This is a genomic window from Cryobacterium sp. TMS1-20-1, assembly GCF_004402355.1.
Taxonomy (GTDB): domain Bacteria; phylum Actinomycetota; class Actinomycetes; order Actinomycetales; family Microbacteriaceae; genus Cryobacterium; species Cryobacterium levicorallinum.
The window spans coordinates 20,040-37,726 of sequence record NZ_SOGF01000069.1 but is presented as its reverse complement, the minus strand read 5'-3'; the positions used below and the strand labels follow the sequence as shown (position 1 = coordinate 37,726).

Below are 17,687 nucleotides of genomic sequence, written 5' to 3'. Positions count from 1 at the left end.
GAAGATTACCCGGGCCGGGTGCGGGCGATATCGTGGGGCAATGAACACCCTGACGTTTCGCCGCGCGATCAACGACGACATTCCGGCCCTGCTGGAGCTGGTGACGAACGCCTACCGCGGCGAGGCCAGCCGGGCCGGCTGGACTACAGAGGCCGACCTCATCGATGGGCAGCGCATCGACGCTGACCTGCTGCACGCGGACCTCGATCGCCCCGACAGCCTCGTCATTCTCGCTGAACGCGGCGTCGATCTGGTCGGCTGCGCCCACATCGCCAAAGACCTGGGCGACACCGCCTATTTCGGCATGTTCGCCGTGCGCCCGAAGGGCCAGAGTCAGGGTGACGGCACGCGGATCCTGGTCGAGGCCGAACGCCTGGCCGTGGCCGAATGGGGTTCGACCGTGATGATCATGACCGTCATTGGCCTGCGCGACGCCCTCATCGCGTTCTATGAACGACGCGGCTATCGTCGCACGGGCGTGCGGAAACCCTTCCACGTCGACACGCGATTCGGCGTGCCCAGGCGCGATGACCTGCACCTCGAGGTACTCGAAAAGGGACTGCGGCGCGGCTAAATATGTCGCCCGTATACTCGGCGCGCCAGCTATGGCGGGCGCGCCGACCCGGAGTTAGCGCGGTCACGGCGGGGGCAGTCGGAATCGCACTATTTGTGCCCCTGCCCGTCGAATTGCGGCCACTATGGGGGCATGACTATCGAACAGCCGCGGCACCGCACCCTGGCCACCATTGACCTGGACCTGCTGGTGATGACCTTGGGCAACGGTGAGGGTGGCTACTACAACGCCGCGACCGGGGACATGCTGACCATCATGGACGGCGATGTCATCACGGGCGACGCCGAAGACATCGATCTTGACGACCCCGCCTGGATTGGAATTGGAGCCGAGGACTCCCGTGACAAATACCGGGATATGTCCGATTTTGCGGACGCCGTCACCGATCCCGTCATCGCCGACCGCTTGGCCCGAGCGTTAAACGGTGCCGGAGCATTTCGCCGCTTCACGAACACGGTGCAGGAGGCAGAGCCCAGGCTCGACCTGATTTGGCACCGTTTTGCCGAGGCACGCGCCGTTTCAGGGGCGATCGATTGGCTGGTCGACAACGATCTGTGCGATGAAATCGAAGCCGCCCTCGCCGTGCAGGAACGAGCCGACCAGGCGGAACGGGCTTTGGGCGAGGCTGCGCGCTGGGTCTGGGACCGTTCCTGACGGCACCCGTTACTGCTACCAGAAACCCAGGGAGAACTCGGCGAAGACGGTGGAGAGCACGAACGAGGCCGTGATCGCCACGAGTCCGACGGGAATGATCTTCCAGCCGATCCGCTTCAGCAGGGGCATATCCTTGCCGAGGCTCAGCCCCGCACTGACGAGCACGACGGTCGCCAGGGACAGAAAGTCGACGCTGGTCACCAGAGCCGTGAGCAGCTCGCCGACCGGAGACCAAGGGCTGGAGATCAGCGCTCCGATCGTCGTTGCCCAGACAATCGCCGAAATCTTTCGGGAGACCTTCGCCAGAAACATGCTCACCAGAATCAGCGCGACCATGATGGCGTAGCCGCCGACGAGGCTCCAGGAAAAGGACTTTGCGGCCACCGACGCCGTCGCGATGCCGACTATGGAGAGCACGCTCATTGCCAGCCAGATCGGGAGTTTCACCGGCGCGGCGGCCTCCGCAGCGGCTTCCCGGAACCGACGGTTCTCATCGACGGCGGTGGCATCCACCGCCTGCTGCTGATCGACCTGTTTCCGAGTCAACAGCCGGTAGAACCGGTCGGCGAGCGGCAGGGCGATGTAGATGCCGACGTAAACGCCGAGGACCGTGGTGATGAGGTTGGACACCGCGGCCATGGCGAGAATCTGCTCGGCCTGCGCCGGAAACTGGGCCACGATGCTCGCTGCGGCCGCAGCCATCATCGACCCCGACCCCACCCCGGCGCCCATGGCGAGGGCAAGGGGGTCGAAGATATCGGCTGAGGTCAGAAGCGACGCGAGCAGGCTGATGTACACGGCACCAAACAGCGTTCCGAACACATACATCGCCAGCACTCCGCGATACTGGTCGGAATCGGGGCCGTACTTCTCACTGACCATAGCGAAGGCTGGTTCGCGGTCGAGCGAAAATGTGGCACCCACGGTGGATTTGCCCATACGCAGCAAGACCGCGAGCGGCAAAGCGAGGGCAACCGTGCCCAGCAGATGACCGATTTCCTGCACCAGCAGGGCCGGCCCAGCGTCGAGCAACAGGGGAAGGCTCGGACCGATCGAGAATGCCAAACGGGCAACGAGAAGCATCACGGCGATGCCCACGAACGCGTTGGCGATCTTTTGCAGGTTCAGCCCGAGCGGCTTGATTGTCTGCACCGACACCACGGCACCGATCAGAATGGCCCAGACCATCGGAAAAATGATGATGGTTCCAACGCCGAGGTCGATCGTCAGGGACCCGATGGCCTGACATCCCACCGCGATGACAAATGCCAATGCAAGGATCGGCCAGGCATTTTTCAGTCGAACGGATGCCGACCGCTCGGCGGGCTTGGTCGGCGTGACGCTAGTGTTCATCGGATTCCCCAGTGGTCTGCGCGGTCGAGCGTGATTGTGCTGCGGCGATGAAAGTCTCGCGCTGCACTGTGTCGGTGCTGACGCCGAGCACCGTCCACGCCATCGCGATGGCGGATTCGAACATGATCTCGTAGGCCTCCGGAGTATCAGCGACGGCGGCGAATCCGTGAGAGTGAATGGGAACCTGAGCCCCGGGGATACCCACCCACGGGTGAATGCTGGGGATGACTTGGGAAATATTACCCATGTCCGTTGACCCACCGCTCAACCCCGCAGATCGTTCAACGTTGCGCCCGAAGAACGCCATGCCCTCGTTCCAATGGGCGCACAACACCGCGTCCTGCAGCAGGGGCTCGTAGAGGGGTTCGGTCTGCTCGAACTCCAGCGTCGCCCCGGTGGCCAGCGCGCCAGCCTCAAAGCACCGACGAACGCGCACGAGGAGCGCCTCGTACTGAGCCAGGGTGAAAGCACGGCATTCAAATTCCACCACCGCCGTGTCGGGAATGATGTTCGTCGCAAATCCGGCCTCAGAAACATAGAGAGCGATTCGGTGATCGCTGGGAATCTGCTGACGCAGCAGCCCCACCGCCACCTGCGACAACACTGCGGCATCCGCAGCGTTAACTCCCAGATGTGGTGCCGCCGCAGCGTGAGCGGCTGTGCCGCGGAACGTCGCCCGGTATCGGCCGACGGCCTGGCTCGTCGTTCCTTCCGGGTTGTAGGACATTCCGTCCTGAACGGGGTGGGTCATCATGGCGACGCCCACACCATCGAACACGCCGCGTTCCAGAAGCACAACCTTGCCACCGCCGTGCTCTTCGGCTGGAGTTCCGATCACCCGCAGGGTGATGTCGAGGTCATCCACGAGTGGGAGCAGGGCGAGTGCGGCCGCGACGCTCGCGCCGGCGATTATGTTGTGGCCACAGGCATGGCCGATGTTGGGCAGCGAGTCGTATTCGACGCAGACGGCCACCGTCAGCGGTCCGCTTCCTGCGGTCGCCACAAAAGCTGTCCCAAGGTCGGCCACGCCGCGTTCTATCGCGAATCCCGCTTCTTCAAGTCGGGCCGCGACCAAAACGGATGCCCGGTGCTCCTGAAAGGACAGCTCCGGGTCGGCATGAATGGTGCGGCTCAGCTGGAGCACGTCGGCGGCCACGGACGCGACCTGTTTGACGACGTCCGACCTCAGCCCGGTCGTCTCGGCGAGCATGGCGGAGAAGTCCACGGGTAATTCCGATCTGGCGGCCCCGGGCCGCCCGTTCTGGTCGCGCCGATGCCGACACTGATTCGGGGCATCCGCTCTGCAGAGCCTATTACGTCGGGACGTTCTCGCTCTTACTGAACGGAAACAATCCCCCTCATTGGGGTCCAAGCGTCGAGGTCGTGACCCGTCGGGAAGGTAGCCACACGCCCGAAGCGGGGTGATACGGTAGCAAAAAGTGCAGCAGCAGCCCCGACAATGCGGTAACAGCTGCCGCACCGATGGCGCCGAAATTAGTGTGCTGGGCATCGACGTCGACCCCGACGAGGGTGGTCAAAGTCCAGCCGAGAGCCCAAAGAGCGGCAACACCCAGTGCCCACAGCCAGCGGCGTCTGGCCCGCCGCGGCAGGGCGATGGCCTGCGCGGTGCCGAGAACGAGCCCGGTGACCGCGCCCATCAGGGCTAGTTCGGCCAGGGTGGTTCCATAGTCAACAACGGTTGAGCCGAGTAGCAGCCCCAGGCCCATTCCGATGGCCGACAGCGGTACCCAGATCAGCGGATCGAGTCGACGCCGGCTGACCAGCACCTGTCCAACGCCGATCACGACTCCGCAGACTGCACCACCGATCAGGGCCGATACGGGGTTGCTGAGCCGCCCACCGACGGCGGTTCCGGCGAGGCTGGCTATGGGAAAAGCGAGGAAACCGACGAGCCAGAGCAGCCATGTTGAGAGAAAAGTGGGGTTACGAAAGCTGGGGTTGCGATGGAGTTGCCGCGATCCGATCACCTCTGCCCCAATCTCGTTGGCCACTCCACGCGCCGTCCCTCCAACATGCTACGCCCAAGCCGCTGGCAGCCCAAAGAGTAGAGTTCGCCAGCGTTGATCCACTTCAGTGAATCAGGCAGCGACTTCCGGTGACGCCAGCGGCGTGATGTAGGAGTAACCGGTGGCGGTGTTCTTGGTGATCGAGAGCACCAACTGCATGTGCGGTTCCAGGGCGGTGACCTTGTCGAGCGGAGCACCGACGATGAGTTGAAATCCGAGGCCCTTCCACGCGGCGACCGCACGCCCGGCGAACTCGGCATCGGATTTCACGAAACCCTCGTCGAGAAAGACCGGGGCAAAACGCGGCCGGGTGCGGCTCTCATCGCCGAGCTGAAAGCGCAGGGCGGCGCCGACGACGAAGGCCACGAGTTCCTGCGACTCGCCACCGCTCTTGCCGCCGAGCGAGGAATAGGTGCTCACCTCCACGCCGTCGGGCGTCACGCGCACGGCGGTGATTTCGACATGCTGGCGCACGTCGAGCAGCAGGTCCCGCTGGGAGTTGTTCAGCCCGTCGGGCCGGCGAATCAAAGCCATGAACCGCTGCAGCCGGGTGAAGCGGTCCTCGGTTTCATCATCGGTGAATTGCTCCGTCGCGCCTGAAGAGAGCACCTTGAGCTCCTTGCGGAACGAGGTCGCGTCACCCGGGTGCAGGCGGCGCAGGGCGATCTGCAGGCGGTCCCGGCCCGCGCCGAACGGCAGGGTCGCGAGAATTTCGTTGATCGGTCGCAGCCGGTCTTCGATCTCCTCGATCGCCGAGTTGAACGCGCCGGTGAGCGGCACGAGGTCCTGGCCGCTCCAGGCGGAGAGTCGGCGCTTCCATTCCTGCCGCCGCTCCGACAGGCCGAGGGTGCGGATCGCGTCGAGAATGTCGGTGTAGCTCGTGACCGATTCGAGCGCGACGCCGATGTTCGGGTCGGGCCAGCGGCTCTGGAAGGACTCGAAGATGCCGATCATGGCCGCGCGATCGCGTGCCGCGCTGTCGCGGTCCTGCGCCGACTGCGCAATCAACCGCTCGCGCAGGCGTTTCAGGCCGGCGGGAAAACCGGAAAGGTCGTTCTGGTCGGTGACCAGCGCAAACTGCTCACTCAGGTGCGCGGCATGTTCGGCCGCGAGCACGAGCGCGTCGCCCTGGTCGATCTGGTCCAGCCGCCCGCTCACCGTGTCTTGCGCGTCGACGATGCTGCTCTGCTCCTCGGCCAGCGTTGCGCCGGTCTGGTCGGCCGCGTGCTTCTGCTTTCCGGCAATATCGAGTTGGAGGGCCAGCCGGCCCTCTTCATCGTTCAGGGCGCGCAGGATATCGCTGCCGGCGAGCATCCGTTCTTGCTCGGATTTCTTGCCCGCAATGCGCTCGGCGGCCGCCGCAACGTCGATGGTCGACCAGTCGGTGTCGAGAATGTGCTGGTGAGCGGCCTGGTTATCGCGCAGTCCGACCAAGCTGTCTGCGACAGCGGATGCCCGTCCAGCGACAGCATCGGCCACCCGCCCCTGCGCCGCGAGTTCCGACGCAATGTCGTCGAGCCGGGCGCGGCTGGAGAATCCGATGATCGATTTCTGACCCGCGTTTGTGCCGTGGGCGCCCCGGGACCCATTGCGAGTCTGCCCGCTCGAAGTCACCCGGGCGCCTGCGCCACCCAGCTCGGATGGGCTGGCCACGCACAGTGCGTCGAGGTTAGCGCTCCGCAGGCGCGCCTGCACCCAGCTGCTGAACGGCGAGTCTTTCACGTCGAGCTTGCCCGAGACGTAACGAGCGTCGCCGACGGCCACGACGTGCGGCTTCAGCTCAACACCCTCAAAGTGGATGCGCAGCGGCAGCTGCAGCGGGTCGATCGCCGCGCTGAGCTGAGCGATCCGGGTCTCATCGACGAGCAGAACCTTGACGACCGAGGCGAGGGTCACCTCGGCGGCCAGCCGCCACTGCTCTTCACCGGCGGCGAGGTCGATCAGTTCGGCCACGAACGGCAGCGCATCGACCGGAATGTTCGCCGCTTCGGAGATCAGCAGCCGGGCCTGATGCAGTTGCTGGGGCACGAGGCTCTCGCGTCCGGTCAGAAAGGCACGTTCCTGCTTGAGCAAGCGGATGCGCTCCTCCACCGGGTACGACTCGCGTTGCAGCGCAGAGCGGGTCGCTTCCAGTGCGGCCTCGCCGGCGGCGAACCCGGCGGCGAATTCTTCGGCGGCGCGCTGAGCAGCCGCGAAGGATGCGGGCGAATCGAGCTGCAGGGCGAGATTCTGCACCCGATCGTCGAAGCTCGCGCGCTCGCGAGCCACGTCGTCGTGCCGGTGGCGCAGCTGGGTGAGTTCGTTCTGCAGGCGTTCGAGCAGGTCGCCGCCGTTGTTGCGCTGCTGGTGTTGCAAGTCGGCCACCCGGGTTTTCAGAGCGGTCTCCCCGTCACGCGCCTGGCTCAGGGCGACCCGGTTGTCCCGGCGGGCAACCCGGTTGGTGTCGGCGGCGGTTTCGAGGAGGGCCTGCTCGGTCTGCAACTGCCACAGCACGAACGGGGTATCGCCGGCCCGGTGCACGCCGAAGGTGTCGACCAGATCAGCCTTGGCCGTCGCGGCCTCATAGCCGGCGTTGAGCTCGGGCAGGCGTTCGAGCACCTGCGCCTTCTGCGCCTCGGTGACCATGGCGCCGTAGGAGCGCTCGAGGTCTTCGAAGTGGTCGACGGCCTTGTCGGCGGCGGCGAAGGTGGCCGGCTCTTCGAGCACCATCGACTTATACAGTCCATCGACCGTTTTCACCTGCTGGCCCGCCTGAATGCGGGCGAGCAGTCGCAACGCTTTGCTGCCCTCACCGTTGGCGCCGATGCCGAGCCGCGTGTACAGCGTCTGGGCGAACGCCGCGTAGGTGTCGAAGACGTCGAGGCCGTCGAAGTGGGCTTTCAGGGCGCGCTTGTCGAACCGATTCTCGGCGATGGCGGCGAGGTCGCGCAGGTCGAGGCATCCGTCTGTCGTAGCCATTTTCATGGTGACGTCGGCGAATTTGTGGGCGCCGCGCGGCACGAAGTAGGCCCGCAGCACGGTGAAGCGGCGCTGGTTGTCGTCGACAAAGGTCATGGCGATGGCGCCCCAGGTGGCTGCGTTTGCGCCGCGCAGCACCTGGTCGGTCAGCTCGTCGGTGCCGGCTTCGCGGTTGGCGTCGGTCTTGCCGCGAAGGTAGGTCATCAGGTTGCGCTGGTCGACGCTGCGGGCCCGGCCGGAGCCGGCGTCGTTCGACGCACCGTTGAACGGGGTGTCCGAGGGCATCATGAGGGCGAGGTAGGCGTCGAGCAGGCTGCTCTTGCCGGTGCCGGAAGCTCCGGAGACGAGCGTGGCCGAGGCACTGAAGTCGACCTCGTGGTGACCATGAAAGCCGCCCCAATTGACCAGTTGCATCGATTCGGCACGCCACTGCGTGGTGCCCTCGGTGGCGCCGTTGATATAGAACAGCGGGGAATCGTTCATACCAGGGGCTCCATCAGCGGTTCGTTATTTTCGACGCGCAGCCACTCGAGCAGCTCACGCAGGCGCTCCACCGGCAGCAGCACTTCGATCACTGCGGAGATGCGAAAGCGGTCGGGGTCGCTGGTTTTCAGCAGCACCCGCGCCTTGGCGAGGCTGTCGACGGCGGCCGTCGCCTTGCGCGCGTCGCCGGACAGGTCGGTCGCGTGCTCCGGCCGAAAATGGGCAACGTTGTCGACCAGGTTGTCGCGGTCGACCAGAACAATTTCCAGGCCGTTGGCGCGTTCGCTGCGAAAACGCTGGCGGAGCAGCACGAGCAGAATGGTCTCTTCCCGGCTGTAGGCGACGTCGTGCAGCAGGGTGGGGAAGCGTTCGCCGCCCTCGGCGAGGGCCTGCCGTTTGAAGGCGATCTCGTAGTGCAGGTCAACGTGCAGGTCGAGAAAGACGTCGTTGAGCCGGGATTTGAGCAGGCTCTGCGACTTCAGCAGGGTCTGCCACTCGGCCGGCTGCAGTGCCGACGAAATATAGCGGTGCTTGAGCAGCAGCACGAGCGTCCGGCGCTGCTCCACGCTCAGGCCGCCCTCATCCCCCTCGAACAGCGAGAGGCTGGCCGGGTCGCTGTCTATGCCGGTGTCGTCGTCAGCCAGGTCGTCAGTCATTCTCGGAACCCAAATTCTGGGCGGCCAATGCCGCCGTGTCGTCGTCGGTCAAAATGAGGCGCGGCACCTCGAAGAAACGCACCGAGCCATCCGGTCGCACCGTTTCAAAGCGCTCCAGCCCCGCCGTGCCCGGGCTGAGCTGGGCGGCGAGCTGCAGCAGGCCGAGGATCTCGACCGGCCGACGCAGGCTCGCGTCGAGCCCGTTGAAGGCGCTGCCAATGGATGCCGCCTCCCCCGTCCCGAATGCGGCCACGAGGGCGTCGCGCAGTTCTTGGAGCAGTGGCCCACCCTGCTGCCGCAGGGCGTCGAGGCTCGGCGCCGCGGGCGCGGCGCCCGACACATCGGCCAGCGCGGGCGGAGCGCGGTGGGCGACCGGATCGTAGAACCGTTCGTGCAGGTGCTCAACGTCGAGGGTGCCCGGCATCAGTTCGGCGGTGACAGTGGAGCGGGGCCCGGCGGTCTGCATCCAAGTCGCGAGCTCGCGATTGACGTCGCGCAGCACACGTTCAAGCTCGCGATCTTTCACGACGTCATGGTTGACGATGTGCTCGCGCAGCGTGGTCGTGAGCCCCTTGCGCTGGGTCAGCACGTCGTCGATGCCCTTGCGAATGAGGGTGACCGTGCTCATGAAGCTGCGGCGTTCGGTGCGACTGAGTTCGAGGGCGAACGGATGCAGCAGAATCGTCTCGAGATCCGCTTTCAGCCCCTGCAACAGAGCGTCGTTGCGCAGCAGGGTGAAGGCGCCCTCGAAGGCGCGACCCTCCGCGGTCGACGACATGAGGGCATCCGTTTTGGCGAGGTAGTCATCGAGAACCTCGCTGATCGGCCGTTCCTCGCCGCGGAAGTCGTTGACGATCTGGCGATGCATGGCCGCGACGGACTCTTCGACGCGTTTGAAGTCGCTCGGCAGCTGCTGAATAAGGTTGATGAGGTTGGCGTAGCCCTCGTGCATCTGCTCGTTGGAGGCCGGCTCAATGTCGCCGCCGTCGGAGAGCCGGTCACGCTCGCTGCTGAGCTCGTGGATCTGCTGGTCGAGACGCCGCACCCGCTCCTCGCGGTCTGGGTTGGCTTCGGTGGCGCGATGACGCACGGTGTCGACGATCGTGGTGAGGCGGGATTCGCTGATCAGCGCCCGATCTCGGGCGAGACCGTCGACGAGCAGCAGTGCTTCGAGGGCATGGCTGGTGAGCGAGTAGTGTTCCTCCCCCGCGTCGCTGATCTCCCGGTAAAGCCAGAGGTCGTTCATCCACTGCACGCAGAGGGCGCGGCCCGTTTTCTCGGGCGCATCCAGGCCGATGCTGCGGAGGTCGGCGAGGTAGGCATCCACCTGGGTGTGCAGTGCCTCGCAGGACACGCTGCGACGCTCACGGCTGAATGAGCTCTTGAACACAGCGAGCACGAACGGCGCCCATTTGCGGTCGAGTAGTCGCAGGGTGGGTTTGTCGAAGGCTTCGCGCACCCGCGCCAATTCGCCTGCAATGTCACTCAATAGCTGGTTCCTTTCCAGCTCTCCACTTTAACCGACTTGCGGGGTGCCCCTGACCTGATCAGCCAAGCAGGCGCGGCCGCTTCCAGTCGGCGCCGTGCACGTGCTGGTCCAGAAAAGCGAACACGGTCTGGTACCAGACCACCGCGTGTTGAGGCTTGAGTACCCAATGGTTCTCGTCGGGAAAGAACAGGAATTTGTGCTGGGTACTGCCGTCGACCCCTGCGTGGTGTTCGGCGAGCTCAGACCACAGCCGCAGGCTTTCGCCAATCGGCACCCGGTAGTCGTGGTCACCGTGAATGACGAGCATCGGCGTGACGATCTCGCGCACCGCCTGGTGCGGCGAATTGTCGATCATGCCTTGCGCCGAGAATATGCTCTGCCAGTATTGCGAGTCGTCGGTCGTTCCGTTGAACTGGTCGAGCGACCACAGGCTCGCGTGGCTGACGATGGCGCGGAACCGATCGGTGTGGCCGGCGATCCAGTTGGCCATATAGCCTCCGAATGATCCGCCCATCGCTGCGGTGCGGGTCTCGTCGATCTCGGGCAGCTCTTCGACTGCATCAACGATCGCGAGCAGGTCGGTGTAGGGCTTGCAACCCCAGGCGTTCCAGCCGCGAGCGATGAAATCGAGCCCGTAGCCGGTCGAGAGCGCGGGGTCGGGCAAGAGCACCGCGTAACCTCGGGCTAGGGCGAGCAGCGGGCTCCACCGCCAGCTCCAGGCGTTCCAACTGTTCAGCGGGCCGCCGTGAATCCATAGCAGAAGCGGGGCCGGATGCTCCTGCCCGGCTCCCGCAGGCAGCAGTAGCCAGGCGCGTACTCGCGCTCCGTCTTCGGCCACGGTCTCAACCTCGGTGATCGTGCCGGGAACCTCGGGAAGCGCGGCCGGTGTGGCGAGCATGCTGACGGCACCGGAACGGCCGATGCGCACCGGATGCGCCGGCGCGATCCAGGAGGAGCGCAAGGCCACGAGGTCGCCGGTCTGGGCATCGACGCAGACGTTGGTGTAGCTGAAGTCGTCGGTGGTGAGCTGCTCGGGCGCTCCGCCGTCTAGCGGTACGCGAAAGATCGGACCGCGGCCGTCGTGGTCGGCCGTGACGATAAGGGCCTGGTTGGATTCGGTGTCCGCGTCGAAGACCAGGCTGGTCGGCCAGCGGTCCCATTCGGCGGCGAGGCGACGCGGGCGGCGGCCGTCCAGGTCGGCAGCCCAGAGTTCTTGGTCGGCCGGACCCTCCGGGGTACTGACGGCTGTTCGCACGAAGGCGATCTGTCTACCGTCGAGGCTCACAGCCGGGAATTCGAAGTCAACCTTCAATTCGTCGAACAGGGTGGTCTGGGTGCCGGTCGCGACGTCGATGGAGGCCAGCACATAGCGACCGGAGCGTTGCTCAGCAACCCGCAGGGCGACGATTAGCGTGGATCCGTCCGGGGTTAGGGCCTGGCCGGCGGTATCCATGGTGCGACCGGGGGCGGCCGTGAGGTCTCGGGGACGCGGGAGGTCGGCTGGATAAGGAGCGGGGGCATCCGCTTCGCTGACCGTGTCGCTGGCGCTGGCGGGAGGTGCGATCGTGTCCTGCAGGTCGGCGAGGTCGAGCGCCAGCAGGTGGGGTTCGGCCGGACCGAGATCGTGGTCCCAGAACCGCACCGGGTAGCTCTCGTGCAGAATAGCCGCGACCTTCTTCTCGGTGCGTTCCTTGCGGGCGGCGCCTTCAGCTTCGAGGTCGGCGGCGCTCGGCAGGAGCTCGGCGGCGATCACGAGGTTGGAGGAGGAGGACGCCACCGCGGCGATGCCGGATACTCCCCCCGCCAGGCGGGTGATCGCGCGAGCCTCGCCGCCGGCAACAGGCAGCAGCCAGAGCTGGGCGGCCACGGCGTCCGTGTCAGCACCCTTGTCAGCAGCCGCGTCGAGGCGGGTGGAAACGAACAAAACGTCTCCGTCGGCCGTAAACGCGGCCCCGGATTCGCCCTTCGCCGACCGGGTCAGGCGGGTCGGAACGCCGGTGCCGTCGGCGGCCACTGACCACAGTGCCCGCTCATAGCTCGTCTGGTCGCGGGTGAGGGTCGCAACAGTGAGGACGACCCGCTGCCCGTCGGGCGAGAGCGCGAGGCCCTCCACCCGCGGCAGCGCCACGTAGTCATCGAGACTGGAAAAGGGCGTGGGGTGAGACTCCATTGTCATGCTTCAACGCTACCCGACCGGAATGACTAGCCGCTGGCGCACGCGTCGCCGGAGACTCAGGTGCGCCATGGTCGTTCGGACCGGTAAGGTTCGGGGCTGGGGGTGTTGGCTCGGTGATTGTGGGCGGGTCGCCAGGTTTGGGTTGGGTCAAAGAGCAGTGGTCCGAGTATGTGGGGTCGGCCCTTAATCATGCGGATTCTCCATCCGCTGGTGTCGATGGTGTGGTGGTGGAACCAGCAGAGGAGGACGCCGTTGTCGATGTTGGTGAGGCCGTGTTTTTGCCAGGGGATGACGTGGTGGACTTCGCTCCACCGGGCGGGAATGGTGCAGCCGGGGATGATGCAGCCTCCGTCGCGGGCGGCGATGGCGGTGCGTTGCTTGGCGGTGAAGCAGCGAACTGTGTCGCCGAGGTAGAGCACGTCGCCGTTGTCGCCGAACAGTACCTTTCGGGCGCCGCCGGTGCAGATGGCTTCTTTCACCCGGCGGAACGAGACCGGGGCTTCGATACCGTCGATCCAGCCAACGCCACGGCCCTGGTCGAGGTCGCTGGCGTTGATGTGGATCATGACGGTCGGGGCCGCACCGCCCATCGTCGGGGTCTGCGGGTCGCGCGCGGCCGCTTCAAACACGGAGCGAAGGATGTCAGCACGCTTCTCACCGCCGGTGCGGCGGTCCCCGTCGAAGCGGGTATCGCCGCTGAACGGGTCGGCACTGAACGGTTCGGCACTGAACGGGTCGGCGCCGAAGCGCTCACCCTTCGTGCTCGGGCCGTCGATGTCAACGCCGTCCAGCTCGCTGGGGTCATTGCCGGGTTCGGTGGGTTCAAATCGCGGTGTGCGGGACCGCGCCGATAGGAACGTGTCGAACAACGTGTCCATGATGCCGCGCAGTTCCGGGGTGACGTTGGCGCGCACCGGGTAGAGCCCGTTGCGCAGCAGGCCGAAGGTCAACGTGCTTTTCGCCTCGACGGCGTCGTCGTTGGGCGCGGTGCCGTCGGGGTCGAGCCGGCCCTGCCACTCCAGGGCTTGTGCCCGCAGCATGTCGGGCGCGAAGCGGATGCCCGCGCCCGGCAGCCCCACTGTCTCCGGCGTGATCTCCCCGGTCGCCGACGCCACCAGTGCACGTTCGACGCGGTCGAGGTCGTCCGGCAAGACCCGGCCCTGCAACGCGGTCAGGGTGCCGGCGATAATCTCCGCCGACTCCACCCCAAGCTCCCCACTTACGAGCCCCTCGGCAATGACCGGATACCGGGCCGCGACCGGCAAACCAAGCGGGGTGCGTTCGACCGCCGTCTCGCCCAGTTTCAGGCGACGCTTGGCTTCACGGCCGGAGATGCCGGCAAGTTGGGTGATGAACTCAACCCGGTTACGGCATCCGTTTTTATACGCCAAAGATCCGTTGCCGAGGTCGGTCTCCGCGCGAACTCCAATGTCGGTGGTCGACCGCAGTCTGGCCGCATCGACCTTGCGCCCGAGGCCCTCCAGCGCGGCCATGACCGCGACCGCTTCACCGTCATCAAGATGACTAAACCGCACCCCGTCAACAACGGAAGCCAACAATGCACCGGCCTGAGCAATCACCGCAACCCGGGAACTCTCAAACTCCGGCATCGAACCGGCTGCTGCGGGCGGGACGGTGAGGGTCATGGCGACGATGCCTCCTTCACCCACAATTATACTCCGAAACGCCCGTGAAAGCGAGACAATCTCAGTATTATGGTGCGATTTTCTAAGAGTTGTCTACGATCAGCGAACGGGGCTCAAAGCTCGTTTGAGCAGCCAAGGTCAATTCGCTGCGCACCTTGGGAAGACACTTTCTCGATCAGGGCAGCTCGGCATCCGCATTGACGACGGCGTCAACAGCGACGTCAGCCGAGCGCATCACCGAGCGGCGCGTCGCCCACCAGGTACAGCCGCTGCGTGGCGCGGGTCATCGCAACGTAGAGTGCCCCGGCACCGCGCTCCGAGCCCGCGAGAATCGCAGCTGGGTCAACAACGATAACCGCATCGAACTCCAGCCCCTTCGCGTCCTGTGGGGTGAGCAGCGCAATCTCCCGGCTCAAACCGAGCGCACCGACGCCGAGCAGGTCGCCGAATTCGGCGCGCAGGGTGGCTTCCAGGTCGTTGAGACCGGCGTCGACGACGATCACGGCGAGGGTGCCGTCGGCGCCGAGCGCCAGATCACGGCGCACCGCCGACGCGGCATCCGCTACCGTCTCGACCGGCCATTCGCTGGACCGCACCGTGCGGGAGGGCGTGATCGACAAGCCGTGCGAGATCGCGACGGTTTCGGCCGCTGTAGCGATCTGGCTCGGCGTGCGATAGTTCACCGTGAGCTCTTCGAGCCGCCAGCGGTCGGCCTCCGGCGAGCCCGCGAGTACCGGCTGCAGCGCCTCCTTCCAGCTAGCGGATGCCGCAGCGCTCGCCGCCTGCGCGATGTCGCCGACGATCGTGAACGACCTGCGCGGACCACGCCGCAACACGAGCCGCCACTGCATCGGGGAGAGTTCCTGCGCTTCGTCGATGACGACGTGGCCGTAGGTCCAGCTGCGGTCCCGCGCGGCACGCTCACTGGTCGTGGCCCGCTCATCGAGTTCGCCGGCACGAGCGGCGAGGTCTTTGGCGTTGACCAGCCCCTTCACCCGCATGTTTTCAATGGCCGTTTCGGCGTTCTCCACGTCACGCTTGCGCTGTTCCTTGAGCGCGCGCTTCTTCGCCTGGTCGACCGCGTTGTACTCGCCGAGCAGTTCGGCCGCCTCATCGAGCAGCGGAATGTCGGCGATCGTGAACTCGGCGTCACGCGCGCGGGCCAGCAGCTTGCGCTGGGCAAAACGCCAACGCGGAGTCAGCTCCTCCAGCCACTGCGGCCGCGCATACAGATCTTGCAGCAGCTTCTGCGGGGTCAGCGGCAGCCAGGCGGTGTTCAGCGCTACGCGCACGTCATCGGCCAGGCGCAGATCTTCGCGCAGCATCGGCAGGTCGGTATCGTCCATCGACCGGCCCTGCTGCTGCAGTTGCTCGAGCCAGACCCGGGACAGCGCGTTGATGGCCGTCTTCACGAACGTGACCCTGGCCTCGTTGTGGGTCTTGCCGGTGCCGCGAGCGCGCGCGATCGCCTGGGCGACCAGCTCCGGCTGCAGCACGATGCGGTCGCCGTTGACGACGAGCACCTGCGCGGCGGCCGGGGTGCGCTGCCGGGACTGCACAGCCCGGGCAATGAGGTCGGCCATGAACGCCTGGCCTTTGAGAGCGGCAACGGCCGGGGCATCCTCTTCGGTCGCTTCGACGTCGGGAAACAACTGACCGACCGAGGCGAGCACGACCCCGGTCTCGCCGAGCGACGGCAGCACGGCCTCGATGTACTGCAGAAACGAGCGTGACGGGCCGATGATGAGCACACCGCTGTCGCGCAGGCGATCCCGGTGCGTGTACAGGAGGTAGGCGGCGCGGTGCAGAGCGACGGCGGTTTTGCCGGTGCCAGGGCCGCCCTGCACGACGAGAATTCCGGCCAGCTCCGAGCGGATAATGCGGTCCTGCTCCGCCTGAATGGTCGAGACGATGTCGGACATGTGCCCGGTGCGCTGCGCGGTGAGGGCCGCGAGCAGGGCCCCCTCGCCCTGATGCGTGGTCGCATCCGGGTCGGCAAGCAGGGCGGCATCGAGAATTTCGTCCTCGATGCGAATGATGCTGCGCCCCTTGGACAGCAGGTGACGGCGGGCCCGGGCACCGAGCGGCGTGGCGGCCGTGGCCTGATAGAAGGCGCTGGCCTGCGGCACCCTCCAGTCCAGCAACAGGGGCTTGTGGTCTTCGTCGCGCAGCCCGACCCGGCCGATGTAGCGGTAGACCGAGTCGCCGGAGTCGTCCGGCATAGTCTCGAGCCGACCGAAGGCAAGCCGGTCGTCGACCTCGCGCAATTGCACGATGCGATCCTCGTACAGGCGGGCGAAGGTATCGCGCTCGCTGCGGGACTGGTGGTTGCCGCCCACGTCGAGGCGGCGCACCTCGATCAGCTGATGTTCGGCCTCTTCCGCTAATGCATCCAACCGCTCATACAGCGACTGGACATAGTTCTGTTCCCGAACAAGCTCCTGGTCGATCACGCACGCACCCCTTAAACCGAAGTCACTAGTTTAGTCGCGGTCAGTGTGGGCCTTGCTGTGTGTATTGGGACGCTCGGGACGGCCTGGGCGGGCACGTTTCTTTCCCGGTGACCTTGATCGGTGAACGTCATCTCGGGCGTATTACCGACGGTGACGGGGACCCGGTGTCGGTTTGGTCGATCACAGACCGTCCGGTCCACGGCTGCATTAGTTCCGCGCTCGATGGTTTCGTGGTCTGCTCGGCAGGGTCGGGAGGACCAATCCAGGTCAGAACTATAGCCAGTACCTCTACGAAAGCATGGCTGACGCAGTGCGTGAATCGCGACACCCGACCTAGATCATGACGCGGCTGCTGATCACGTCTGCGGCGCTTGTGTGCATCGGCTCCTGACGCGAACGGGCGTGCTCGCGCAGCCGCTGGAACGCTTCATCCATATTGATGCCGTTTCGTTCAGCGATGACTCCCTTGGCCTGCTCGATGAACACTCTGCTATTGAGGGCACGCTGTAGCTGTTCGTTGACCGTTGCATTCTCTCGAGCCGTGCGTTCATGGAGAAGGCTGATCGTCGCGACGTCGGCCAGGGCCTGACCAATTGTCGCGTCTTCAGCACTCAACACGCCTTTCTTCGTTCGAAACAGATTCAGCGCCCCGATGGTGTGGGGACGAAAACGCATCGGAATGGCGTGAACGGATTGGAAGCCCTGGGACAATGCCGCGGCCTGAAAAGTGGGGTAGAGATCCCCGTTGGTGGCGATATCGCTGAGCGTGACGACCCTCCCTGACCGATACGCGTCGATGCAGGGACCTGCTCCGGCTTCACGTTGCAAAACTTCAACGATCTGGCTTTCTTCACTCGTGGAGGCGACAACTTGCAGGTTGCCGTTGTGGTCCGCTAGGAGGATGCCAGCTGCGGTGGCGTCAAGTAACACCACGCATTGGTCGACCAGAGTGTGCAGGAGATCGAGCACGTCATATTCGCCGACCAGTGCGTCAGCTAGTTCTACAAATGCTCCGCTTACCAGCGCGGCCCGGGTCATGCTCGTCATGCTCGTCATGCTCGTCATGCGGTTTAGTGTCGCTCTTAACTCGCAGCGGGTGGCGCGTCAGAGTCGAATGTCAGTGCTTTGGCAGGTTGCACGATCTGCCTCCTCAGTCCCGGTCAGTTCTGTCGAATGTGGGGGACGAGCCCGACCGATGGTGCCGCCTACAGCCGTCTC

The 17,687-nt window shown here is 65.4% G+C and carries 12 protein-coding genes; 2 read left to right on the top strand and 10 right to left on the bottom strand.

Annotated features, from left to right (window positions below; translation table 11 throughout):
• Window positions 1–40: 40 nt before the first annotated feature.
• Together E3O45_RS16580 and E3O45_RS16575 are read left to right on the top strand one after the other, a co-directional pair.
• Window positions 41–574 (top strand): GNAT family N-acetyltransferase, encoded by a 534-nt coding sequence (locus tag E3O45_RS16580; RefSeq protein ID WP_134444591.1) that lies wholly within the window; start codon window positions 41–43, stop codon window positions 572–574.
• 132 nt (window positions 575–706) lie between these two features.
• Entirely contained in the window at window positions 707–1,228 is a 522-nt protein-coding gene (locus E3O45_RS16575) for a UPF0158 family protein (RefSeq protein ID WP_134444589.1), read from the top strand.
• Between the two features lie 15 nt (window positions 1,229–1,243).
• Here E3O45_RS16575 and E3O45_RS16570 read toward each other — a convergent pair whose 3' ends face one another.
• The 10 genes from E3O45_RS16570 to E3O45_RS16525 form a co-directional block, all read right to left on the bottom strand.
• The gene (locus E3O45_RS16570) at window positions 1,244–2,581 is read right to left on the bottom strand and encodes a DUF3100 domain-containing protein (protein WP_134444588.1); all 1,338 of its coding nucleotides are present in this window, start codon (window positions 2,579–2,581) and stop codon (window positions 1,244–1,246) included.
• On the bottom strand, window positions 2,571–3,791 hold the full coding sequence (locus E3O45_RS16565; RefSeq protein WP_134444633.1) for an amidohydrolase: 1,221 nt from the start codon (window positions 3,789–3,791) through the stop codon (window positions 2,571–2,573). The genes E3O45_RS16570 and E3O45_RS16565 overlap by 11 nt, the downstream gene beginning before the upstream one ends.
• 148 nt (window positions 3,792–3,939) lie before the next feature.
• Complete coding sequence (locus E3O45_RS16560) at window positions 3,940–4,593, bottom strand: hypothetical protein (protein WP_134444586.1); 654 nt, start codon at window positions 4,591–4,593, stop codon at window positions 3,940–3,942.
• A gap of 87 nt (window positions 4,594–4,680) precedes the next feature.
• Window positions 4,681–8,049 (bottom strand): ATP-binding protein, encoded by a 3,369-nt coding sequence (locus E3O45_RS16555; protein WP_134444584.1) that lies wholly within the window; start codon window positions 8,047–8,049, stop codon window positions 4,681–4,683.
• A complete protein-coding gene (locus E3O45_RS16550; protein WP_134444582.1) occupies window positions 8,046–8,705 on the bottom strand; it encodes a DUF4194 domain-containing protein in 660 nt (219 codons plus the stop codon). The genes E3O45_RS16555 and E3O45_RS16550 overlap by 4 nt, the downstream gene beginning before the upstream one ends.
• The gene (locus tag E3O45_RS16545) at window positions 8,698–10,194 is read right to left on the bottom strand and encodes a DUF3375 domain-containing protein (protein ID WP_166789543.1); all 1,497 of its coding nucleotides are present in this window, start codon (window positions 10,192–10,194) and stop codon (window positions 8,698–8,700) included. The genes E3O45_RS16550 and E3O45_RS16545 overlap by 8 nt, the downstream gene beginning before the upstream one ends.
• A 58-nt stretch (window positions 10,195–10,252) precedes the next feature.
• The gene (locus E3O45_RS16540) at window positions 10,253–12,364 is read right to left on the bottom strand and encodes an alpha/beta fold hydrolase (protein WP_134444631.1); all 2,112 of its coding nucleotides are present in this window, start codon (window positions 12,362–12,364) and stop codon (window positions 10,253–10,255) included.
• 62 nt (window positions 12,365–12,426) lie between these two features.
• The gene (locus tag E3O45_RS16535; protein WP_134444579.1) at window positions 12,427–14,016 is read right to left on the bottom strand and encodes an HNH endonuclease signature motif containing protein; all 1,590 of its coding nucleotides are present in this window, start codon (window positions 14,014–14,016) and stop codon (window positions 12,427–12,429) included.
• Window positions 14,017–14,237: 221 nt separating this feature from the next.
• Entirely contained in the window at window positions 14,238–16,469 is a 2,232-nt protein-coding gene (locus E3O45_RS16530; protein WP_134444577.1) for a UvrD-helicase domain-containing protein, read from the bottom strand.
• A 333-nt stretch (window positions 16,470–16,802) separates the two neighbouring features.
• Window positions 16,803–17,534, bottom strand: coding sequence for a GAF and ANTAR domain-containing protein (locus E3O45_RS16525; protein ID WP_370450396.1), 732 nt, complete (start codon window positions 17,532–17,534; stop codon window positions 16,803–16,805).
• Window positions 17,535–17,687: the final 153 nt, after the last annotated feature.